Consider the following 20,916-nt stretch of genomic DNA (forward strand, 5'->3'; position numbering starts at 1 on the left):
GGAGCCGCGCGATGACCGCCGAAGCCCCGAAATCCCCGCCCTTTGCCGATGCCGACGCGCTGGTCGCCACCCTGGGCGCGCGCGCGCGCGCTGCGGCGAAGCGGCTCGCCGCCGCGACGACCGGCGCCAAGGCGGCCGCGCTGCGCGCCGCCGCGCGGCAATTGCGCGCGCAGGCCCCCGCGATCCTCGACGCCAATGCGCGCGACATGGCGGCGGGCACGGCGGGCGGTCTCGGCCCGGCGATGCTCGACCGGCTGCGGCTCGACGCCGCGCGGCTCGGCGGAATCGCCGACGCGGTCGAGGCGGTGGCCGCGCTGCCCGACCCGGTCGGCGCCGAGATCGACCGCGCCGAGCGGCCCAACGGGCTGGTGCTCAGCCGGGTGCGCGTGCCGCTGGGGGTCGTCGGCATCATCTATGAAAGCCGCCCCAACGTCACCGCCGACGCCGCCGCGCTCGGCCTGATGGCGGGCAATGCCGTGATCCTGCGCGGGGGCAGCGAGGCGGCGCATTCGAACCGCGCAATTCATGCGGCGCTCGCCGCCGGCCTCGCCGAAAGCGGCCTGCCCGAAGACGCAGTGCAGCTCGTCCCGACGCAGGACCGTGCGGCGGTCGGCGCGCTGCTGCGCGCGCAGGGGCTGATCGACATCATCATCCCGCGCGGCGGCAAGGGACTCGTCGCCCGCGTGCAGGACGAGGCGCGCGTCCCCGTCCTCGCCCACCTCGACGGGATCAACCATCTCTACATCGACGCCGCCGCCGATCCGGCGCAGGCGGTCGAGCTGGCGGTCAACGCCAAGATGCGCCGCACCGGCATCTGCGGCGCGACCGAGACGATCCTGATCGACCGCGCCTATCCGGCGCCGCTCGCCATCGTCGACGCGCTGGTCCGCGCGGGCTGCGAGGTGCGCGGCGACGCCCGCATCGCGGCGCTGAGCCCCCATATCGCGCGCGCGGGGGACAGCGACTGGGACTGCGAATATCTCGACGCGATCGTCTCTATCGCGACGGTCGACGGCCTCGACGGCGCGCTCGCGCATATCGACGCGCATTCGAGCCATCACACCGACGCGATCGTCACCGAGGACGCGCCAACCGCCGAGCGCTTCCTGTCCGCAGTCGACAGCGCGATCGTCATGCACAATGCCTCGACCCAGTTCGCCGACGGCGGCGAATTCGGCCTTGGCGCCGAAATCGGCATCGCGACGGGGCGGCTCCACGCAAGGGGGCCGGTGGCGCTCGAAGGCCTCACCACCTATAAATGGCTGGTGCGGGGGACGGGACAGGTGCGGCCTTGATAAAGCGGCCGCATTCATTTTCCTGTTCTATCCTGCTGATCTTTGTCGTCGCGGTGACGCCCTTCTGCTGGCTAATTGGCAGAGACATGGTGAGTATATCGTTCACCAGTAACAAGAAGATGATAGAGGAACGAAAACGCCTGATTTTTGCGGGTCTTGTAGATGAAGTTCAACGCCATCGGGACCTTAAACATATACCGAGCCGAACCATGGCATCTACTGTTCTGAACTATTCTGCCTGTGAGACGATAATCGGCGGCAAAGTCAGAATTGACCATCAAACAACACGGAGCAAATCGGATCCGGTCTATCGAAATCCCGCAGAGGTTTTGGGATTTTTCCGATCCGTCGCGCCTGATCGGTTGGCGATGCGAGGCTATAAAATCAGCCAGACGTCAAGAGCATTGGGGCACTTCCAAGCATCCTTTCTTCGCGCCTGTATCGCTTCGACTCCTTTTCAGAATGCTTGCCTCGATCGTTATGAAGGGGCCGTTGCGAAGACGGGTTCAAGCTTTGAAGAAGCCCTCTTGGAACTGGGTTTCCTAAAAGCTGTCGACGGCCCGGCAGGCGCTTCGCCTCGCTATTGCTACAGCCTACCGATCGTTGAGACGGCGGGCGAACGCCCATGATCCGCACCGGCCTTCTCGGCGGCAGCTTCAATCCCGCGCACGGCGGACATCGCGCGATCAGCCTGAACGCTATCGACGCGCTCGGGCTCGACGACCTGTGGTGGCTGGTGTCGCCCGGCAATCCGCTGAAGGACGCGAAGGGCATGGCGCCGCTTCCGGCCCGCCTCGCCTCGGCGCAGCGCATGGCGCGGCGCTCGCCGATCCGCGCCACCGGACTCGAGGCCGAACTCGGCACGCGCTACACCGTCGACACGCTCCGAAAGCTCGTCCGCCGCTATCCGAACCGGCGCTTCATCTGGATCATGGGGGCCGACAATCTGGCCCAGTTGCCCCGCTGGCGCGACTGGCGCGACATCGCGCGACTGATGCCGATTGCGGTGATCGCGCGCCCGGGCTATAATGGCCGCACCCACGCCGCGCAGGCGATGGGCTGGCTGCGGCGCTTCGTCCGGCCCGCAGGCCAGAAGCTTCATTGGACGGACTGGAGACCGCCTGCCCTCGTGTTCCTGCGATTTTCGCCCGATGTGCGATCCGCAACTGCGATACGGCAGGCCGACCCCCGCTGGTTCGAACGTCATGAAGGCCGCGCCCCGCGCGACCCGATCACCCGTTCGCGCCTCGGGGTCTCCGAAAGGAAAGGAACCGCTTGATAGCCGCCAGCAAGGATGCCGCGCCCGGCGCCGCACCCGCTCCCCAGCCTTCGGGCGACAGCGTGGACGCGCTCCACGCCCTGATCCTCCACCAGCTCGAAGAGGACCAGGCCCAGGATACCATCTCCATCCCGCTTGCCGGCAAGAGCAGCATCGCCGACCATATGGTGATCGCCAGCGGCCGTTCGACGCGCCACGTCTCGGCGATCGCCGACAAGCTGGCGCAGCGCATCAAGCAGGAAGCGGGCCGCACCGTCCGCGTCGAGGGACTGCCCAACGCCGACTGGGTGCTGATCGACGCCGGCGACGTGATCGTCCACCTGTTCCGGCCGGAGGTGCGGAGCTTCTACAACCTCGAACGCATGTGGTCGTTCGGCGACGCCCCGCCCGCCGCCGCCGCGAATTGACCCTTTTGTTCCGTTCGGCCTAAAGTCCGAACGGGGACGGCACCAGCCCGCTCCCCTCCCGGCCTCCCATGGGCCTTGATCGTCAGGGAGGCTGGGAGGGGAGCGGGTTGGTGCCGCTTTCACCGAAGGTGAACGATAACGCCATGCTGCTGCACATCATCGCGCGCGGGCGCATCGGGCGCGGGCCCGAGGCCGAACTGGTCGAGCGTTACATGAAGCGCCTGACCTGGCCGCACCGGATTTCGGAACTGCCAGACACCGGCGGCCGCATGCCCGCCGTCGCCGCGGGCAGCCGCACCGTGCTGCTCGACGAGGGCGGCGAACAGATGGCGTCGCTCGAATTCGCGCGGCTGCTCGAAACATGGCGCGACGGCGGGGTGCGCGAGGCGCGCTTCTGCCTCGGCGCCGCCGACGGCTTCACGCCCGCGGAGCGGCAGGGCGCCGACAGGGTAATCGCCTTCGGCCGCGCGACCTGGCCGCACCTGATGGCGCGCGCGATGCTCGCCGAGCAATTGTGGCGCGCGACCAGCATCGTCGCGGGCCACCCCTATCATCGCGAGGGCCGGCAATGAGGCGGACGATCGCGCTGGCCGCAGGCTGCGCCGCGATCGCGGGAGGCGCGCTGGCTCTTGCGCAGGGCGATGTCTTCGATCCGCAGGCGCTCGTCGCGCACGAACGGCAGCAGCTCGTGACCGCGAAGCAGCAATCGGCCGACGCGATGGCGCGCAGCAACGCGCTCGAGGCGCAGGCACGCGCCGCGCGGAGCGAGGCCGACCGCCTGAAGAAGCGCAGCGCGGCGCTCGCCGCGCGCATCCAGTCGGCAGAGGCCGACATCAGCGCCGGCGAAGCGCGCGTCGCGCTTGTCGGCCGCCGCCTCGCAGAGCGGCAGGCGCGCCTCGCCGAACAACAGCAGCCGCTGCTCGAACTGACCGCCACCTTGCAGCAGCTTTCGCGCCAGCCGCCGGTGAGCGTCCTCGCGCAGCCCGGATCGCTGACCGACATGGTCCACGCACGCGCGGTGCTCGACGCGGTGATGCCGGTGATCCGCCGCCGCACCGCCGGGGTGCGGCACGAACTGGCGGATCTTCAGACGACGCGGCGCCAGCAGCGCATCGCGCTCGACACGCTCTCCGAAAGCCGGGCGCAGCTCGCGACGCGCCGCGACGAACTGACGCGGCTCGAGAACGAGGGCCGGCTCCACGCGCGCGACCTGATGAGCAGCGCACGGCTGGAGGCCGACCGCGCGCTCGGGCTGGGCGAGAAGGCACGCGATATCGTCGAACTGATGGACGCGCTCGAAGCCGACGGGCTGGTGCGCGCCGAGCTGGCGCAGCTGGCTGGCCCCCTGCCGCGTCCGCGCGACCCGGCAAGCGCCGCTCCGGCCGCCGCACCGCCGCCTGCCAGCGATGCCTCGCTGAGCGACGGCGCTTATCGCCTGCCCGTCGTCGGCCGCATCGTCGCGGGGCTGGGCGAGGTCAATGACAGCGGCGTCCGCTCGCGCGGGCTGACCATCGCGGCGCAGCCCGGCGGACAGGTCGTCGCGCCCGCCGCGGGGCATGTCGGCTTCGCCGGCGACTACAAGGGCTATGGCAAGATCGTCATCATCGATCACGGCGGCGGCTGGACCTCGCTGATCACCGGGATGATCGCGCTGTCGGTCGGCGTCGGCGATACGCTGGGCGCCGGGGCGCCGGTCGGCCGCGCCGGGTCCGACGACGCCCGCATCACCGTGGAGCTGCGCCGCGCCGGGCGCCCGGTCGACATCGTCGCGATGATCGGGTGACCGCGCATCGCCTCCAGAAAGGCATAGGCGGATGGCGCCGCGGCCATTATAAGGCAAAGTCACGCCTGCGCGATTGAAAGACGACCATGACCGAATCGACCAAGCCTTCTCCCTCCCCCCGGCGCCGCTTCGCCCTGTGGCAGGGGGCGGCCGCGCTCAGCACGCTGGCGCTCGTCCCGCTCGCCACCGGCGCGATGGCGAGCGTCGACGCCTCGACGCAGGAAGAGATTGCCCGCTTCATGGACGTCTTCCTCGAAGTGAAATCCAACTATGTCGAGCCGGTCAGCGACGACAAGCTGATCGAGGGTGCGATCAACGGTATGCTTGCCAGCCTCGATCCGCACTCGGGCTATCTCGATGCGCGCGGCTTCTCCAACCTTCGCACCCAGACCGATGGCGAATATGGCGGCCTTGGTCTGTCGGTGACGATGGAGGACGGCGTGGTGAAGGTGATCGCGCCGACCGCCGACACGCCCGCCGCGCGTGCCGGGATCAAGGCCGGCGACTATATCACGCACATCAACAAGGAACTGATCTTCGGCCTGACGCTCGACGAGGCGGTCGAACAGATGCGCGGCCGCCCCGGCACCCAGATCGAGATCACCGTGGTGCGCGAGGGGCAGGACAAGCCGATGGAGCTGACGCTGACGCGCGAGATCATCGACCTGAAACCCGTGAAGTGGGAGGTGAAGGACGACGTCGGGGTGCTGACCGTCACCAACTTCTCGGCCGATGCGACCCGCGACCTCAAGGCGGCGATGCTCGCGGTCGAGAAATCGCTGGGCCGCAAGCCGCGCGGCTGGGTGCTCGACCTGCGCTCGAACCCCGGCGGGCTGCTCGACGAGGCGGTCGGGATCAGCGACATCTTCCTCGAACGCGGCGAGATCGTGTCGCAGCGCGGCCGCAAGAAGAGCGACATCGAACGCTATTTCGCCGAGCCGGGCGACCTCGCGCAGGGCGCGCCGGTGATCGTGCTGATCGACGCGGGCTCCGCCTCGGCGTCGGAGATCGTCGCGGGCGCGCTGCAGGACCAGCACCGCGCGCTCGTCATGGGCGAGCGCAGCTTCGGCAAGGGATCGGTGCAGACGGTGCTGCCGCTGACCGACACGACCGCGCTGCGCCTGACCACCGCGCGCTATTACACGCCCTCGGGGCGCAGCGTGCAGGAAGGCGGCATCGAGCCCGACATCCGCGTGCCGCAGCTTTCGGACCCCGATTACAAGAACCGCCCACGCTTCCGCGAAAGCGACCTGCGCCGCCACCTGATCAACGAGAAGAAGGTCGACGACGGTCTGCTCGAAAAGGACGAAAAGGATGATCCGCGCTTCGCCGCGACCGCCGAGGAGCTGAAGGCGAAGGGCATCGAGGATTATCAGCTCCACTATGCGCTGCAGACGATCGGCCGCATCGGCCCGGCGACGCCGCAGATGGCGCAGGGCAAGGCGCCCGCCGCCCGGCCGGCGCGGCGCAACTGATCCGAAATCGGGGGGCCAGCCATGCCGAACAACCGCTACGCCGCGCCGCTCCTCGCGCTGATCGCGCCGCTGCTCCTTTATGGCGGCGCGCTGGTGTCGCAATATGGCTTCGGCCTCCACCCGTGCGAGATGTGCTATTGGCAGCGCTGGCCGCACCAGGTGGCGATGGTGCTGGCGGCGCTCGCGCTGCTGCTGCGCCGCAGCGACGCCGCGATGCGCGCGCTGACGCTGCTTTCCGCCGTCGCCATCGCGGTCAGCGGCGCGATCGGCGTCTTCCACGCCGGGGTCGAATACGGCCTTTGGGAAGGGCTGACGACGTGCAGCACCGCGGCGACCGGCCCCGTCTCGCTCGACAGCATCCTGGCGGCGCCGATCACCCGCTGCGACGTGCCGCAATGGACGCTGTTCGGCGTCTCGCTCGCGGGGTTCAACGCGATCTTCTCCTTCGCCGCCGCGGCGCTCGTCTTGACCTTGCTGCGCCGCCGGCCCACATCGGCGGCATGATGAAGGCGGACCGAAAGACGGCGTCGATGATCCGGGTCGACCAGGCGGGCGAATATGGTGCGACGCGCATCTACGCCGGCCAGCTCGCGGTGATGGGCGACCGGCATCCGATGGCGCGCGAGATCGCGCATATGGCGGAGCAGGAGGAGCGGCACCGCGCCTTCTTCGACGGGCTGATCGCTCGCCGCGGCGTGCGACCGACCGCGCTTCAGCCGCTGTGGAACGTCGCGGGCTTCGCGCTCGGCGCCGCGACCGCCGCGCTGGGGCCGCGCGCGGCGATGGCCTGCACCGCGGCGGTGGAGACCGAGATCGACCGCCACTATCGCGACCAGATCGCCGAGCTGGGCGACAGCGACCCCGAACTGGGCGACGCGGTCGCCGAGTTCCGTGCCGAAGAGCTGGAGCACCGCGATGCCGCGCTCGCCGCGGGCGCCGAAAGCGCGCCGGGCTATCCGCTGCTCAGCTTCGCGATCCGTGCCGGCTGCCGCGCCGCCATCGCACTGGCGAAGCGCATCTGACGCGGTGCCCGGCGGTGGCGTTCAGGCCGCATGCAGGCTATCCATGGCAGTCCGTCCGGACAGATGAAGGAAAACCGATGACCCGCCTCCCCCTCTTCGCGCTGATCCTTGCCGCCGGCGCGGCCGCGGCGCCCGCGCAGGCGCAGGAAACCGTCGTCGACGGCGAAAAGATCAACCAGGTCATCGTCTATGGCGACGACAAGTGCGAGCAGAGCAGCCCCGACGAGATCGTCGTGTGCAGCCGCCTGCCCGAAACCGAGCGCTACCGCGTCCCGCAGATCTTCCGCGGCGGCAGCCCGCTCGACCCGCGCAACGAGGCGTGGGCGAACAAGGTGGTCGCGCTCGAACGCGTCGGCCGTTTCGGCACCGACAGCTGCTCGCCCACCGGCCTCGGCGGCTTCACCGGCTGCACCCAGCAGCTTGTCGCCGGCGCCAAGGCCGAGCGCCGCGCCGCCGACAAGACCGACTGGCAGACGATGATCGCCGACGAACGCGCCAAGCGCATCGCCGGCATCGACGCCGCGGCGGACGAGGTCGAGGCGGCGGTCGTCGCCGAGGAAAAGGCGCTCGAGGAACGCCAGCGCGCCGCCGAGGAGCTCGAACGCCAGGCCAGCGGCGTCGCGCCCGCGCCCGCAGCACCGACCCCGAACGATCCGAACGAAGAACCGCTGCCCTCGCCCGGACCGCGATAAAGGCTGCCCGCCCGGATCGGGAATCCGGCTACCCCTTCAGCTTCCCGGCCATGCCGAGGATGTCGTCGAGCGGGTTGCCGTCGCCGTTGCGGTCGATCAGCTTGCCGAGGCTGCCCAGCGCGCCCGATCCGCCGCCACCGCCGAGCATGCCGCCCAACAGGCCACCCAGCCCGCCGCCGCCCGATCCGCCCGCAGCGCCGCCCAGCGCGCCGCCGATCAGGTCGCCCAGACCGCCGCCGTCGACTCCGCCGCCGTCCTTGGTGTCACCCTTCGCCATCGCGCCGGCGACCAGCATCGCGAGCAGCGGCAGCATCTTCTTGAGCAGCCCGGCGTCGAGCCCGGTCTGCCCGGCGGCATGACCGGCGACGGTGCGGCTGACATCCTTCGACCCGAAGATCTGGCCCAATATGTCGTTGCCCTGCCCGACCGGGGTCGGCTGCGACCCGAGCACCGCGTCGAGCAGGCCGCCGCCGCCCAGCCCGGCGATCAGCCCGCCCAGTCCCTCGCCGCCGCCCTGTGCCTGCTTCTGGAAGCCGCCGAGGATCGCGGGCAGCAGCGCTTCGGCGCCCTGCTGCGCGATCGCGGGCGAAACGCCCAGTTCCTTCGCCATCGATTCGATGCCGCCGGCCTGACCGAGGATGTCGCTGAGGTTCATGTCGTCAATCTCCCACAAGGCGCGGATCGAAAAGCGCCGATGCGGGTTCTTATAGCAGCGCACCGGCGTGGGGCGAGCCGTTCATTCTGCTGTCATTTCGCCGTGCCTAATCCTATCCTGCGGCCCTGCGACTGCCCCGGCCGCGGGGTTAGGCCGTCTCAACGAGTGGGAGCATTGCAAAATGGGTATTTTCAGCAGCATCAAGGACGCGATTTTCGGCAAGAAGGCGGAGGCCGCCGAGCCCGCTCCCGCCACCCCGTCGGCGCTTCCGATCGGCGCGGCGGTCGAGGCCGCGTCGAGCGCCATGGCCGCCGCGTCGACCGCCGCCAGCGAGGTCGATGTCGAGGCGATCCTGTCGGCCGAGGCCGCGAAGGCAGGCCAGCCGCTCAACTGGCGCACCTCGATCGTCGACCTGATGAAACTGCTCGGCATCGATTCGAGCCTCGACAACCGCAAGGCGCTTGCGCAGGAGCTCGGCTATACCGGCGAACTCAACGGCAGCGCCGAGATGAACATTTGGCTGCACAAGGCGGTGATGCGCGAACTCGCCGCGAACGGCGGCAAGGTGCCCGCCGACCTGACCGACTGACGGACGGTCGATTTTCTTCGACGAAGGGGCCGGAACGCAGCGCCGTTCCCGGCCCCTTTTCATTGACCCCCGCGCGCCGCGGCTCCAGACAGGTTTCACAGGAAACAAACGGGGAGCCCGCACGTGCACGACAGACTGTCCACTTCGATCAGCCGCCGCCGGACGCTCGCCGCGCTCGGCGCCGGAACCGCGAGCCTCGCGCTGGCCGCGCGCGCGCCCGCGCTGGCGGCAGCCGCTCCGCAGCAGGACGGCGCGCAGGCGCTGCTCGACTCGATCGCCGACAATCTGCTCGCCCGGTCGCCCGAAAGCGCGACGAGCCTCGGCATCGACACCGGCGCGCGCGCCGCGCTGCGCGCGCAGCTCGCCGACCGCTCGGCGGCGGGACAACAGGCGCTCGCCGACACGCTCAAGGCCGATCTCGCGCGCGTCCGCGCGGTCGACAGGAGCAAGCTCGACCATGGCACGCGCACCAGCCTGGCGGTGATCGAAAGCGCCTATGGCGTCGCGCTCGACGGCTTCGCGCTGCCCTATGGCGACGTGTCGGTCGGCGGATGGCGCAACACCCCCTATGTCGTGATCCAGAATGTCGGCGCCTATCTCGATATCCCGAAATTCCTCGATAGCGACCATCCGGTCAAAAGCGCCGCCGACGCCGAGGCCTATCTGGCCCGACTCAACGCCTATCCCGGCGTGCTCGACGGCGAGACGGAGCGGCTGAAGGCCACGGGCGCGCAGGGCGTGGTCGCGCCCGCCTTCCTGCTCGACAAGGCGATCAGGCAGATGGAGGCGAGCCTCGCTGGCGCCCGCGGCGGCGGCGGGCTGGTCGACAGCCTCGTCCGCCGCACCGCGGAGGCGAAGATCGCGGGCGACTGGGGCCGGCGCGCCGGGGCCATCGCCACGGGGCCGGTCGTCGCCGCGCTCGAACGCCAGCTTGCCGAATTGCAGGCGCAGCGCACGAAGGCGACGATGGACGCCGGCATCTGGGCGCGCCCCGGCGGCGACGAATTCTACGCCTGGGCGCTGCGCGCCTCGACGACGACGCGGATGACGCCCGAGGAAATTCACCACATGGGGGTCGAGCAGCTCGCCGAGCTGCACGGGCGGATGGACCCCATTCTCAAGCAGCTCGGCTATACGCAGGGTTCGGTCGGCGACCGGATGAACGCACTCGCGAAAGACCCGGCGTATAAATTCCCCGACAATGATCAGGGCCGCGCCGAGGTCGTCGCCTATATCCAGACGTGGCTCGACCGGATTCGCGCCGAACTGCCGCGCGCCTTCCGCACCCTCGCCAAGGGCAATGTCGAGGTGAAGCGTCTGCCGCCCGAGGAAGAGCCCGGCGCGCCCGCTGCCTATGGCGGCGCGGGGTCGATCGACGGTTCGACGCCGGGGCGGATGTGGATCAACCTGCGCACGACTGACCTGCACAGCAAATATTCGCTGCCCGACCTCGCGATGCACGAGGCGATTCCCGGCCATGCGTGGCAGGGCGAATATGCGAACCAGATGCCGCTGATCCGTTCGATGCTCGCCTTCAACGCCTATTCGGAAGGCTGGGGCCTCTATGCCGAACAGCTCGCCGACGAGCTCGGCCTCTACGACGATTTCCCGGTCGGGCGCCTCGGCTATCTCCAGTCGATCGCTTTCCGCGCTTGCCGCCTCGTCGTCGATACCGGCATCCACACCAAGCGCTGGACGCGCGAGCAGGGGGTGCAGTTCTTCGTCGAGCGCAACGGGTCGAACCCGCTCGAGGTCGCGAGCGAGGTCGACCGCTTCTTCGCGCTCTATGACGACCCGGCGCTGGCGGCGGACCCCGATGCGCTCGCGGCGCGCTACCTCGCCACGCCGTCGCCCGGTCTCGTCGAATTCATGGCGCTGCGCCGGATCACGCCCGACCGGCTGGCGGCGGCGCTGCGCGCCAAGCCAGCCGTCTATCGCGACGCGCGCGGCTGCGCGGCGAAGCTGGACAAGGTTCGCGGCCGTCTGGTCGCGGCGACCGACCGGCTCGCGGCGCTCTATCCGAAGGCGGTCTTCCCGCCGATCACCATCGCCATCGGCCGCGCGTCGAGCGCGGGAACAGCGAATGCGAAGGGGCTCTATATCGGCCTCGAAATGCTGTGCGCGGCGAAATTCATCGAGGCCGACGACGAGGATCGCATGGTACATGTCATCGCGCACGAATATGCGCATGTGCAGCAGCCGCTCGCGCAGGTCGATGACGAGAATGCCACTGTCCTCCACGCCGCGCTGGTCGAAGGCGCCGCCGAATTCGTCACCGAGCGGATGACCGGATCGGTCGCCTATCCGCTGCTCCACCAATGGGCGGCGGAACGAACGACGGAGCTCGAAACCGCCTTCCTCGCCGAAAAGGACGAAAAGGCGCTCGGTTCGCGCTGGCTCTACAACCAGCAGGGCGATGGCGAATGGCCCGGCGACCTCGGCTATTGGGCGGGTTACCGCATCGTCCGGGCCTATTACGACCGCGCGCCCGACAAGACGCAGGCGCTGCGCGAGATCATCGAGATGCGCGACCCCGCCGCCTTCCTCGCGGCGAGCGGCTGGGCACCGGGCGCATAGAGCGGTTTCAAGTCGGGCGGAACCGCATGACGACCCGGAAAACGCGGTGAAACTACGACCTGGAGCATGACGACATGAGTTGGAATCGTCACCCGCGAGGAGCGAAGTGACGCGTCGATCCAGAGTGTGCGCAAACCGCTCTGGATTGCTTCGCTCCGCTCGCAATGACGAAGGGGGTCAATCCAAAGTCATCAGAGTCTAGCGCCGACGCGCGCTTCCTACGCCGCCCAGTCCTCCAGCAGGTGGCGCGCGATCGCCAGCGGCGGCGGCGCAAGGAAGGGGGCGTCCATGTCGCCCGCCAGCGCCGCGCGCACCTCGGCGCGATCGACCCAGATCGCCGCCTCTATCTCAGTCTCGTCGAGCGTCAGCGCGCTGCCCTCGGCGCGCGCGCGGCATCCGATCATCAGCGACGAAGGGAAAGGCCAGGGCTGGCTCGCCACATAGGCGACGTCCGACACGCGGATTCCCGCTTCCTCGAACAATTCGCGCGCCACCGCCTCCTCGAGCGATTCGCCGGGCTCGACGAATCCCGCGAGCGCCGAGAACATCCCCGGCGCGAACTGCCGCTGGCGCCCGACGAGCACGCGCCCGTCATATTCGGCGAGCATGATCACCACCGGGTCGACGCGCGGAAAATGCTCGGCGCGGCACTGGCCGCAGCGGCGCCCCCAGCCGGCACGGAACAGCTCGGTCGGCGACCCGCAGGTGGCGCAGAACCGATGCCGCGCGTGCCAGTCGACGAGGCTGCGCGCGCCGCCGTAAAGCGCGAGGTCCTGCGCGCTGAGCAGCGGCAGCAGCCGCATCACGGTGCGCGAGCGCGCGTCGATGCGCTGCGCCGGGTGCGGTTCGCGGACGAAATAGGGAATGCCGCGCTCGTCGCGTCCCAGCAGCATCGGCGCGCGTGCGTCGGCGGGGTCGAGCAGTTCCCAGCGCAGGCCCGTGCCATCGTCGCCGGGCACGAAATCGATGCCGTCGAGCGTCAGGCAGCGCGCGCGCGGATCGGCCTTTGCGGCGGCGAAGGCCTCCGGGTCGGTGCGAAGCTGGTCGGCGCGGTCGAGCCACGCCCCGGTGAAGCCGAGCGGCGCCGGCATCAGCGCAGCGCGTCCTTGTAGAAAGCCTCGCCGAACTTCGCCTGAAAGGGCAGCGCCTCGGCCGGCATATATTGGGTGTAGCCGCCGACGCGGTAGCCGCGGGCGCGGTCGACGAAGCCGATCGTCCCCGCCGCGCCGCCCCAGCCATAGACGCCCTCGCCGGTGGGCGAATCGGCGAGCGAGACGCGCCCGCCCGCGCCGAAGCCTTCGCCCTCGATGAACGTGCCCTTGCGGTCGACCGAATCGGTCAGCAGGTTCGACATCGCTAGCCGCGCGGTTTCGGGCTTCATGATCCGCACCCCGCCGGTCTCGCCCTCGCCGAGCAGCATGGCGAGGAAGCGGTCGTAATCGCGCGCGCTCGAAACCAGGCCGCCGCCGCCATAGGGCATCGGCGGCGGATCGAGATAGATCGAGCTGGTCGCCGGATCGACCGGCAGCAGCACCGGCCCCATCGGAAAATAATTGGTCGACAGCCGTCCCACCTCGCTCGCCGGCACCTGGAAGAAGGTGCTGGTCATCCCCAGCGGGTCGAACAGCCGCGCCTTCAGAAAGGCGTCGAACGGCTGGCCCGCCGCCACCTCGATCACCCGCCCCATCAGGTCGAGCCCGACCGAATAGCTCCAGCGCGTGCCGGGTTCGTAGACGAGCGGCAGCTTCGCGAGCCGGTCGGCGAAGGCCGCGAGGCTGGGCGCGGGCGTGATTGGTGGCAGGCCGGGGATCGGCAGGCGGCTGACCTGCCCGCCGACCAGTCCGGCCTCGTTATAGGCGTCGCGCAGCGGCCCCTTCTGGATGATGTTGTAGCCGAGCCCGGCGGTGTGAGTGAGCAGCTGGCGCACCGTGATCGGTCCCTTGGCCGGACGCACGTCGGTGATCGAGCCATCGGGCGTATTCTGCACCGTCATGTTCGCGAAGGCGGGCAATATGTCGGCGATCGGCTGGTCGAGGCCGAGCCGGCCTTCCTCGATCAGCAGCATCGCCGCCATCGCGGTGACCGGCTTGGTCATCGAATAGAGGCGCCACAGCGTGTCGGGACCGACGGGCTTGCTCGAATCCATCGCCTGCCGCCCGGCGCCGAAGCTGACCGCCGCCGCCTGCCCCTTGCCGATACAGGCAAGCGTGCCGGCGAGCTGCCCACGCTCGACGAAACCCGTGACGAAGGCGTCGGTCGCGGGATAGAGCGCCGCGCCGTCGGCTTTCCATGCAAGGGCGCTGCGCGGCAGCAGCGTCGCCGCGCCGCCGAACGCCAGGCCGCCGAGCAGCGCCCGGCGCGACACCATCATGTTCATCCGTCCTTCTCCCGCATCTGGTCGACGAGCTTGCGATAGAGCGTCGGCAGCCCGGCCTCGTCAAGCGCCGAAAGCGGCCACCATTCGCCTTCCCCTGCGGCAAGCGCGGCTTCGCCGGGCATCAGCGTCAGCCGCAGATCGAAATGCGTGAAGCCATGATCGACCTCGGCGACCCCCGACTCGGCGGGCGGTATCGCGCTCCACTCGCCGCCGGGCAGCGCGCGCATGCCGCCGAGCATCCCCTTGCCCGGCCGGCGGACCAGCCAGATGCGGCCCTTGTCCTCGATCCACCAGGCGATGCCATGGCGCTGCGGCTTCGCCTTCTTCGCGGGCTTGACCGGCAGCCGCTCGATGTCGGCACGGCCGCGCGCGCGGCAATCGGCCATCAGCGGGCAGATCGCGCAGGCGGGGCCGCGCGGCGTGCAGATGCCTGCACCCAGGTCCATCAGCGCCTGCGCGAAATCGCCCGGCCGGTCGGCGGGCACCAGCGGTTCGAGCGCGGTGCGGATGGCGCGCTTGGCGGCGGGCAGCGGGGTCTCGATCAGCCGATGGCGCGTGATCACCCGCTCGATATTGGCGTCGATCACCACCGCGCGCCGTCCGAAGGCGATCGCCGCGACCGACGCCGCCGTATAGTCGCCGATGCCGGGGAGCGCGCGCAGGTCGGCTTCGCTGTCGGGAAATTGCCCGCCGTGCTCGGCGACCACCGCGCGCGCGCAGGCGAGCAGGTTGCGCGCGCGCGCATAATAGCCGAGCCCCGCCCACGCCGCCATGACGTCGGCGTCGGCGGCTGCGGCCAGATCGGCGACCGTCGGCCAGCGCGTGGTGAAGCGCTCGAAATAGCCTGCCACCGCCGCGACCGTCGTCTGCTGGAGCATGACCTCGGCGAGCCAGACGCGATAGGGATCGGGCACCGCGTCGCTTCCCGGCGGCACGCGCCACGGCAGCACCCGCGCCGAGCGGTCGTACCAGCCGAGCAGGCGCGCGGCGAAATCGGCGGGCGCGGCTTCAGTCTTGTCGCGATCGGTTCTGTCGGAAGTCTGGACGCTCACCCCCCGCCTATGGCATGGCGGCGCGCATGGCGAAAGCACAGAGCGGAGAAACGCCCGCCCGAAAGGCGAAGGACGCAAAGGCGAAGAAGACGCCTGCCCGCAGCTACGAACGCCCGCGCGGCGGGGAAGCGCGCGCGATCGCCGACCTCGTCCCCGAAATCGGCCGCACCGCCTTCCGCAAGTTCGGCTTCATCCAGTCGTCGGTCGTCAGCCGCTGGCGCGAGATCGTCGGCGACCGCCTCGCCGACGTCACCCAGCCCGCGATGATCCGCTTTCCCGCCGGGCAGAAGGCGGGGGGCACGCTGCATCTGACGATCAACGGCGCGCACGCCCCGATGCTCCAGCATGTCGCGCCCGACATCATCGGCGCGGTCAACCGCTTCTTCGGCTATGCCGCGATCGCGCAGGTGCGGATGACGCACGGGCAGGTCGCGCCCGCCGCGCCGCCCGTTCAGCCGCCAGCCATGCTGAAGCCCGTACCCGCCGAACTGGGGGACAGCCTGCGCGACATCGGCGACCCGGAACTGCGCACCGTGCTCGAACGCATGGCGGCAGGGCTGGCCGCGCCGCCGAAGCTTCCCCGCATCAGTTGAACGAAGGACCGGCCGCCCATGCCCAGACATATCCCGTCCCTATCGACCCGCCGCCTCGCGATCGGAACACTCGCCGGCGTCGCCCTGACCGCGCTGGTCGCGGCTGCCCCCGCGAAACCGGCCGCTGAGCGCTGGTCGGCGACCATCTCGACCAGCCCGATCGGCGCGCTTCTGGTCGGCAAGCCCGGTGCCAAGGTGAAGCTGGTCGAATATTTCAGCTATACGTGCAGCCATTGCGCCGATTTCGCGAAACAGTCGGCGGTGCTGCTGAAGACGCTCTACATCGACACCGGGCTGGTGCAGTTCGAATATCGCAATCTGGTGCGCGATCCGCTCGATCTGACCGCCGCGCTGCTCGCGCGGTGCGGCGGCGCCAGGGCGTTCGTCGGCAATCATCAGGCGATCATGCTCGCGCAGCCCACTTGGCTCGGCAAGGCGGCGAAAATGACCAAGGAGCAGCTCGCGCCCTGGTATCAGGGCAGCGAAGGCGAACGCACCCGGCGCATCGCCGCCGATACCGGGCTCGACACGCTGATGCGCGGCCGCGGTTACACCAAGGCACAGATCGACGCCTGCCTCGACAGCGACGTCGCGTCGGCCGAGATATTGGGGATGACCAATATCGGCCAGAACGCCGACCGCGTCGCCGCGACCCCGAGCTTCTTCATCAACGGCAAGAATGCGGAGGTCAGCGATTGGCCGAAGCTCAAAACGCGCCTCGACCTCGCGCTCAAGGGCGCTTAAGAACGCCTCGACACGATTTTTCGGAGACCAAAGGATGACCCTTCCCCCGCTGCGCATCGCCCTGCTCTGTTCGCTCGGCGCGCTCGCGCTCGCCGGCTGCGGCGAAAGCAAGACCGACCAGAATCAGGAGCAGGCGGTGATCGCGAAGGTCGCCGCGCCCGCGGGCAAGAGCTGGTCCGACACCGTCACCGTCACCCCCGACGGCGGCTATCTGATGGGCAATCCCGACGCGCCGGTGAAGGTCATCGAATTCGCTTCGCTCACCTGCTCGCACTGCGCCGATTTCTCGGAGGAAAGCCACGAGGAACTGAAGCGCGACTTCATCGACACCGGCCGCGTCAGCCTGGAACTGCGCAACTTCATCCGCGATCCGCTCGACGCATCGGCCGCGGCGATCATCCGCTGCGCGCCGACCGAGCGCTATTTCCCGCTGATGGCGAACGTCTTCGCCTCGCAGGCCGATCTGTTCGCGGGCGCGCAGGCCAATCCCGATGGCGGCGAAAAGGCGATGTCGCTGCCCCCCGCGCAGCGTTTCCCGGCGCTCGCCAAGGCGTGGAAGCTCGACACCTTCTTCCAGTCGCGCGGCATGACCGCCGACCAGGTCAACGCCTGCCTGTCGAACCTTCCCAACATCGAAAAGCTCGAACAGAGCACCAATGCCGCGATGGAGACCTATCGGATCTCGGGCACCCCCAGCTTCATCATCAACGGCCAGCTGGCCGAGGGCATCGCGGCCTGGGGCCCGCTGCGCGACCGGCTGCGCACGATGGGCGTGCGCTGACCGTCGCGCTTCCCGCCCCGCGACCGGCGGCGCGGGCGGAATCGTCCCCCTTGCGACTCCCCCGCCCGCGCGGCATGACGGCGGGCAAGGGGGATATGTGACCCAAGCGTTGCACAGCCTGCGATTCGACCGACTGCACGGGGACCGTCCGTGCAGATAAAGCGGCTGCGCCTGACCGGTTTCAAGAGCTTCGTCGAACCCACCGAGCTGCGCATCGAGCCGGGGCTGACCGGCGTCGTCGGTCCGAACGGCTGCGGCAAGTCGAACCTGCTCGAGGCGATCCGCTGGGTGATGGGCGAATCCAGCCCCAAGTCGATGCGCGGCGGCGGGATGGAGGACGTCATCTTCGCCGGCACCGCGTCGCGCCCGCCGCGCGATTTCGCCGAGGTCGCGATCCATTGCGATACGGGCGGCGCGGTGGTCGCCGGGCTTTCCGACGCGGCCGACGGGCACGAACTGGAGGTGATCCGCCGCATCGAGCGCGGCGCGGGAAGCGCCTATCGCGCCAACGGCCGCGACGTACGCGCCAAGGACGTCGCGCTGATCTTCGCCGATGCCGCGACCGGGGCGCACAGCCCGGCGCTGGTCAGCCAGGGCAAGATCGCGAACGTCATCGCCGCCAAGCCGACCGACCGCCGCGCGATGCTGGAGGAGGCGGCGGGCATCGCCGGCCTTCACGTCCGCCGCAAGGACGCCGAGCAGAAGCTGCGCGCGACCGAAACCAACCTGACCCGCCTGTCGGAGATCGTCGCCGACATGGAGGTGCGCGCGAACGCGCTGCGCCGACAGGCGCGCGCGGCAGAGAAATACCAGCGGCTGAGCGAAGAAATCCGCGTTGCCGAGGCGCGGCTGATCTATGCCCGCTGGCGCGACGCCGCCGCCGCCGCCGATCAGGCGCGCCGCGACGCCGACGCGGCCGAGGCCGCGGTGAAGGCGGCGCAGGACGAACTTGAAGCCGTTTCGAACGCGCAGACAGAGGTCGCCGCGCGCGTCGCCGATGCGCGCGGCGACGCGCAGGCGCAGCGCGATGCGCTTGCCGAAGCGACCGCAACGCAGGTCCGCCTTGCCGGCGAGGAGCGCGCGGCGCGCCAGCGCCTCGACGACCTGGGCACGCAGCAGGCGCGGCTCGCCGAGGATCGCGCGCGCGAGGGCGATCTGGCACGCGACGCCCATGCCGCGCTGACCGCGCTCGACACCGAGGCGAAGCAACTCGCGCAGCAGATCGGCGCGCATGACAATGGCAAGGCGGCGCTCGTCGAGGCGAATCAGGCGGCGCAGGCACGGCTGCGCGATGCCGAGGTGGCGCTGGCACAGGCGCGCGCGCGCGCCGCGAGCGAAGCCGCCGACCGCCGCATCGCGCTCAGCGCGCGCGACGGCGCCGAAACCGCGGTGCGCCGCATCGCGGGCGAACAGCAGCGTCTCGAAGCCGAGATCGCCGCACTCGGCGACAGCGCGGCGCTGGCCCGGACGGTCGAGGAGAGCGCGGCGGCCGCCGAGCAGGCGGAGGCCGCGATCGCCGCAGCCGAAGCCGCGATTGGCGACGCCGAAGCCGACCGCGAGGCGGCGACGGCGGACCTCGCGGCGGTCGAGGCCGCGCTCGCCGAGGCGCGCGCGGCGCTCGCCGCGCTCGAAGGCGAGGCGGCGACGCTCGAACGCGCGCTCGCCGCTGCGCGCAGCGATGCGATGCGCATCCTCGACCGCATCAGGGTCGCGCCGGGCTACGAGGCCGCGCTCGCCGCGGCGCTCGGCGACGATCTCGACGCTGGCACCGACGGCGACGCGGCGCGAAGCTGGCGCGGCGCCGACGCGCGCGCCGACGATCCCGCGCTTCCCGCCGGGACCCGCGCGCTCGCCGATCTCGTCGAGGCGCCCGCCGCGCTGTCGCGCCGTCTCGCGCAGGTCGCGGTCGCCGACGACGATGCGGGCCAGACGCTCGCGGTCGGGCAGCGGCTGGTGACGATGGGCGGGGTGATGCGCCGCTGGGACGGTTTCGTGACGCGCGGCGACGGCGCGACCGCGAGCGAGCGGCTGATGCGCCAGAATCGCCTCGACGCGCTCGCCGCGCAGCGCCCGCAGGTCGAGCTGGGGGTGCAGGAATTGCGCGACCGCCGCGAGGCCGCGGCGGCGACGCTCGCCGCGCGGACCGAGGCGGCCGCGGCCGCCCGCAAGCGGCTCGCCGACGCCGACGAGGCGCGCCGCGCTGCCTTGCGCGCCGCCGACCAGGCGCAGGGCGCGCTCGACCGCCACCACGCCGCCGCCGCGCTGTTCGAACGCCGGCGCGCCGAGATCGCCGGTGCGGCGAAGGACGCCGCCGAACAACTCGCAGCACAGGAAGCCGCGCTCACCGCGCTGCCCGACGAGCGGCTGGCGCGCGCGGCGCTCGATGCCGTGGAGCAGACCGCCGATCGCGCCCGCACCACCGCGACCGACGCGCAAGGCACGCTCGCCGCGCATGAGCGCACCCTCGCCGCGCTGAGCGAGCGGCAGGCGGTGGTCGGCGCCGAGATTCGGAGCTGGAAGGCGCGAGCGGGCGAGGCCGCACGGCGCGTCACCGACATGGACAAGCGCGCCGATGCGCTCGCCGCCGAAGCCGCGAAGCTCGTCGACCTGCCCGAGCGGCTCGCCGCCGACCGCGCCGTTGCCGAGGCGCGGCAGGCCGAACTGCGCGAGAAACTCAACGAGGCCGAGACGCGCGAGCGGGCGGCCGAAGCAGCGCTGCGCGAGGCAGAGGCGGCGCTGACGACGATCCGCGAGCGCGTCGCCGCGGCGCGCGAAACGCGCGCCGGCGCGGTCGCGCGCTCGGAAAACGCCGAACTGCGCCGCGTCGAGATGGGCCGCCTGTCGGGCGAGCGTTTCGAATGCCCGCCGCCGCTGCTGCCGCAAAAGGCCGGTTTCGACAGCGCTGCGGTCGGCGACGCGGCCACCGAGTCGGCGGCGCACGACCGACTGATCGCCGACCGCGAGCGGCTGGGGCCGGTCAACCTCGTCGCCGCCGACGAACTCGCCGAGCTCGACGCCGAGCGCGAGCGGAGCGTCGCCGAGATCGAGGAACTGCAGCAGGCGGTGAACCGGCTGCGCGGCTCGATCGGCAACCTCAACCGCGAAGGCCGCGTCCGCCTGCTCGCGGCGTTCGAGGCGGTGAACGCGCATTTCCAGCGCCTGTTCACGACCCTGTTCAACGGCGGTCAGGCGCATCTCGAACTCGTCGATTCGGACGACCCGCTCGAAGCGGGACTCGAGATCATGGCGCAGCCGCCGGGCAAGCGGCTCGGCACGTTGACGCTGCTGTCGGGGGGCGAGCAGGCGCTGACCGCCGTGGCATTGATCTTCGGCCTTTTCCTCACCAACCCGGCGCCGATCTGCGTTCTCGACGAGGTCGACGCGCCGCTCGACGACGCGAATATCGAGCGCTTCTGCGACCTGCTTGACCGGATGAGCCGCGAGACCGACACGCGCTACCTGATCGTCACCCACAATGCGGTGACGATGGCGCGCATGCACCGGCTGTTCGGGGTAACGATGATCGAACGCGGGGTCAGCCGCCTCGTCTCGGTAGACCTCGGCGGCGCCGAGGAACTGCTCGCGGCCGAATAAG

20 protein-coding genes are annotated in these 20,916 nt (G+C 70.4%); 16 read left to right on the forward strand and 4 right to left on the reverse strand.

Translation table 11 applies throughout. The features are described from left to right. The first annotated feature begins 11 nt into the window (after positions 1-11). The 10 genes from ABS88_RS13145 to ABS88_RS13190 all read left to right on the forward strand — a co-directional run bounded on the left by ABS88_RS13145 (position 12) and on the right by ABS88_RS13190 (position 7,953). Entirely contained in the window at positions 12-1,295 is a 1,284-nt protein-coding gene (locus ABS88_RS13145) for a glutamate-5-semialdehyde dehydrogenase (protein ID WP_104959281.1), read from the forward strand. Continuing rightward, positions 1,292-1,924 carry a hypothetical protein gene (locus ABS88_RS13150; RefSeq protein WP_158682035.1) on the forward strand — a complete coding sequence of 211 codons (633 nt, stop codon included), beginning with the start codon at positions 1,292-1,294 and terminating at the stop codon, positions 1,922-1,924. The genes ABS88_RS13145 and ABS88_RS13150 overlap by 4 nt, the downstream gene beginning before the upstream one ends. Then, positions 1,921-2,574 carry a nicotinate-nucleotide adenylyltransferase gene (locus ABS88_RS13155; RefSeq protein WP_076073633.1) on the forward strand — a complete coding sequence of 218 codons (654 nt, stop codon included), beginning with the start codon at positions 1,921-1,923 and terminating at the stop codon, positions 2,572-2,574. The genes ABS88_RS13150 and ABS88_RS13155 overlap by 4 nt, the downstream gene beginning before the upstream one ends. Continuing rightward, positions 2,571-2,981, forward strand: a complete 411-nt coding sequence (gene rsfS / locus ABS88_RS13160) for a ribosome silencing factor (protein ID WP_104959280.1) — start codon at positions 2,571-2,573, stop codon at positions 2,979-2,981. Before ABS88_RS13155 ends, rsfS begins: the two co-directional genes overlap by 4 nt. Before the next feature lie 143 nt (positions 2,982-3,124). Then, complete coding sequence (locus tag ABS88_RS13165; protein WP_076073630.1) at positions 3,125-3,553, forward strand: 23S rRNA (pseudouridine(1915)-N(3))-methyltransferase RlmH; 429 nt, start codon at positions 3,125-3,127, stop codon at positions 3,551-3,553. Further along, the gene (locus tag ABS88_RS13170) at positions 3,550-4,764 is read left to right on the forward strand and encodes a murein hydrolase activator EnvC family protein (protein ID WP_076073627.1); all 1,215 of its coding nucleotides are present in this window, start codon (positions 3,550-3,552) and stop codon (positions 4,762-4,764) included. The genes ABS88_RS13165 and ABS88_RS13170 overlap by 4 nt, the downstream gene beginning before the upstream one ends. A gap of 86 nt (positions 4,765-4,850) precedes the next feature. Beyond that, positions 4,851-6,239 (forward strand): S41 family peptidase, encoded by a 1,389-nt coding sequence (locus ABS88_RS13175; protein ID WP_067112776.1) that lies wholly within the window; start codon positions 4,851-4,853, stop codon positions 6,237-6,239. 21 nt (positions 6,240-6,260) lie between these two features. After that, positions 6,261-6,743 carry a disulfide bond formation protein B gene (locus ABS88_RS13180; protein WP_067112779.1) on the forward strand — a complete coding sequence of 161 codons (483 nt, stop codon included), beginning with the start codon at positions 6,261-6,263 and terminating at the stop codon, positions 6,741-6,743. 26 nt (positions 6,744-6,769) lie between these two features. After that, positions 6,770-7,261: a demethoxyubiquinone hydroxylase family protein gene (locus ABS88_RS13185; RefSeq protein WP_199775047.1), complete on the forward strand. Its 492-nt coding sequence runs from the start codon at positions 6,770-6,772 to the stop codon at positions 7,259-7,261. Between the two features lie 77 nt (positions 7,262-7,338). After that, positions 7,339-7,953, forward strand: a complete 615-nt coding sequence (locus ABS88_RS13190) for a hypothetical protein (protein ID WP_076073622.1) — start codon at positions 7,339-7,341, stop codon at positions 7,951-7,953. Between the two features lie 28 nt (positions 7,954-7,981). On the opposite strand, the gene ABS88_RS13195 is transcribed toward ABS88_RS13190, so the two are convergent. Beyond that, a complete protein-coding gene (locus tag ABS88_RS13195) occupies positions 7,982-8,608 on the reverse strand; it encodes a DUF937 domain-containing protein (protein WP_104960272.1) in 627 nt (208 codons plus the stop codon). Between the two features lie 181 nt (positions 8,609-8,789). Between ABS88_RS13195 and ABS88_RS13200 the strand changes: the two genes are divergently transcribed. Continuing rightward, entirely contained in the window at positions 8,790-9,197 is a 408-nt protein-coding gene (locus ABS88_RS13200; protein WP_286749977.1) for a DUF3597 domain-containing protein, read from the forward strand. A 123-nt stretch (positions 9,198-9,320) separates the two neighbouring features. After that, complete coding sequence (locus ABS88_RS13205) at positions 9,321-11,774, forward strand: DUF885 family protein (RefSeq protein ID WP_353745081.1); 2,454 nt, start codon at positions 9,321-9,323, stop codon at positions 11,772-11,774. Between the two features lie 218 nt (positions 11,775-11,992). Here ABS88_RS13205 and nudC read toward each other — a convergent pair whose 3' ends face one another. Genes nudC through ABS88_RS13225 form a run of 3 tightly spaced genes read right to left on the reverse strand, consistent with a single transcriptional unit; the run spans position 11,993 to position 15,203 of the window. Next, on the reverse strand, positions 11,993-12,865 hold the full coding sequence (gene nudC / locus ABS88_RS13215; RefSeq protein ID WP_076073615.1) for an NAD(+) diphosphatase: 873 nt from the start codon (positions 12,863-12,865) through the stop codon (positions 11,993-11,995). Then, positions 12,865-14,151, reverse strand: coding sequence for a serine hydrolase domain-containing protein (locus tag ABS88_RS13220; RefSeq protein ID WP_076073612.1), 1,287 nt, complete (start codon positions 14,149-14,151; stop codon positions 12,865-12,867). The genes nudC and ABS88_RS13220 overlap by 1 nt, the downstream gene beginning before the upstream one ends. Continuing rightward, positions 14,148-15,203: an A/G-specific adenine glycosylase gene (locus tag ABS88_RS13225; protein ID WP_442800476.1), complete on the reverse strand. Its 1,056-nt coding sequence runs from the start codon at positions 15,201-15,203 to the stop codon at positions 14,148-14,150. The genes ABS88_RS13220 and ABS88_RS13225 overlap by 4 nt, the downstream gene beginning before the upstream one ends. 26 nt (positions 15,204-15,229) lie before the next feature. Between ABS88_RS13225 and ABS88_RS13230 the strand changes: the two genes are divergently transcribed. The 4 genes from ABS88_RS13230 (at position 15,230) to smc (ending at position 20,915) form a co-directional block, all read left to right on the forward strand. Next, positions 15,230-15,796 (forward strand): DUF721 domain-containing protein, encoded by a 567-nt coding sequence (locus ABS88_RS13230; protein WP_067113561.1) that lies wholly within the window; start codon positions 15,230-15,232, stop codon positions 15,794-15,796. A gap of 18 nt (positions 15,797-15,814) precedes the next feature. Beyond that, complete coding sequence (locus tag ABS88_RS13235) at positions 15,815-16,540, forward strand: DsbA family protein (RefSeq protein ID WP_076073608.1); 726 nt, start codon at positions 15,815-15,817, stop codon at positions 16,538-16,540. 34 nt (positions 16,541-16,574) lie between these two features. Next, positions 16,575-17,321 (forward strand): thioredoxin domain-containing protein, encoded by a 747-nt coding sequence (locus tag ABS88_RS13240; protein ID WP_067113556.1) that lies wholly within the window; start codon positions 16,575-16,577, stop codon positions 17,319-17,321. Between the two features lie 150 nt (positions 17,322-17,471). Continuing rightward, positions 17,472-20,915, forward strand: coding sequence for a chromosome segregation protein SMC (gene smc / locus ABS88_RS13245; RefSeq protein WP_076073606.1), 3,444 nt, complete (start codon positions 17,472-17,474; stop codon positions 20,913-20,915). Position 20,916: the final 1 nt, after the last annotated feature.

It is taken from the genome of Sphingopyxis sp. SCN 67-31, assembly GCF_001725095.1.

What these genes read in the sequence shown, in the direction of transcription:
- ABS88_RS13145 (WP_104959281.1), top strand. Translation starts at nt 12, where the DNA reads ATGACCGCCGAAGCCCCGAAATCCCCGCCCTTTGCCGATGCCGACGCG.
- ABS88_RS13155 (WP_076073633.1), top strand. Translation starts at nt 1,921, where the DNA reads ATGATCCGCACCGGCCTTCTCGGCGGCAGCTTCAATCCCGCGCACGGC.
- ABS88_RS13165 (WP_076073630.1), top strand. Translation starts at nt 3,125, where the DNA reads ATGCTGCTGCACATCATCGCGCGCGGGCGCATCGGGCGCGGGCCCGAG.
- ABS88_RS13170 (WP_076073627.1), top strand. Translation starts at nt 3,550, where the DNA reads ATGAGGCGGACGATCGCGCTGGCCGCAGGCTGCGCCGCGATCGCGGGA.
- ABS88_RS13175 (WP_067112776.1), top strand. Translation starts at nt 4,851, where the DNA reads ATGACCGAATCGACCAAGCCTTCTCCCTCCCCCCGGCGCCGCTTCGCC.
- ABS88_RS13180 (WP_067112779.1), top strand. Translation starts at nt 6,261, where the DNA reads ATGCCGAACAACCGCTACGCCGCGCCGCTCCTCGCGCTGATCGCGCCG.
- ABS88_RS13185 (WP_199775047.1), top strand. Translation starts at nt 6,770, where the DNA reads ATGATCCGGGTCGACCAGGCGGGCGAATATGGTGCGACGCGCATCTAC.
- ABS88_RS13190 (WP_076073622.1), top strand. Translation starts at nt 7,339, where the DNA reads ATGACCCGCCTCCCCCTCTTCGCGCTGATCCTTGCCGCCGGCGCGGCC.
- ABS88_RS13195 (WP_104960272.1), bottom strand. Translation starts at nt 8,608, where the DNA reads ATGAACCTCAGCGACATCCTCGGTCAGGCCGGCGGCATCGAATCGATG.
- ABS88_RS13200 (WP_286749977.1), top strand. Translation starts at nt 8,790, where the DNA reads ATGGGTATTTTCAGCAGCATCAAGGACGCGATTTTCGGCAAGAAGGCG.
- nudC (WP_076073615.1), bottom strand. Translation starts at nt 12,865, where the DNA reads ATGCCGGCGCCGCTCGGCTTCACCGGGGCGTGGCTCGACCGCGCCGAC.
- ABS88_RS13220 (WP_076073612.1), bottom strand. Translation starts at nt 14,151, where the DNA reads ATGAACATGATGGTGTCGCGCCGGGCGCTGCTCGGCGGCCTGGCGTTC.
- ABS88_RS13230 (WP_067113561.1), top strand. Translation starts at nt 15,230, where the DNA reads ATGGCGAAAGCACAGAGCGGAGAAACGCCCGCCCGAAAGGCGAAGGAC.
- ABS88_RS13235 (WP_076073608.1), top strand. Translation starts at nt 15,815, where the DNA reads ATGCCCAGACATATCCCGTCCCTATCGACCCGCCGCCTCGCGATCGGA.
- ABS88_RS13240 (WP_067113556.1), top strand. Translation starts at nt 16,575, where the DNA reads ATGACCCTTCCCCCGCTGCGCATCGCCCTGCTCTGTTCGCTCGGCGCG.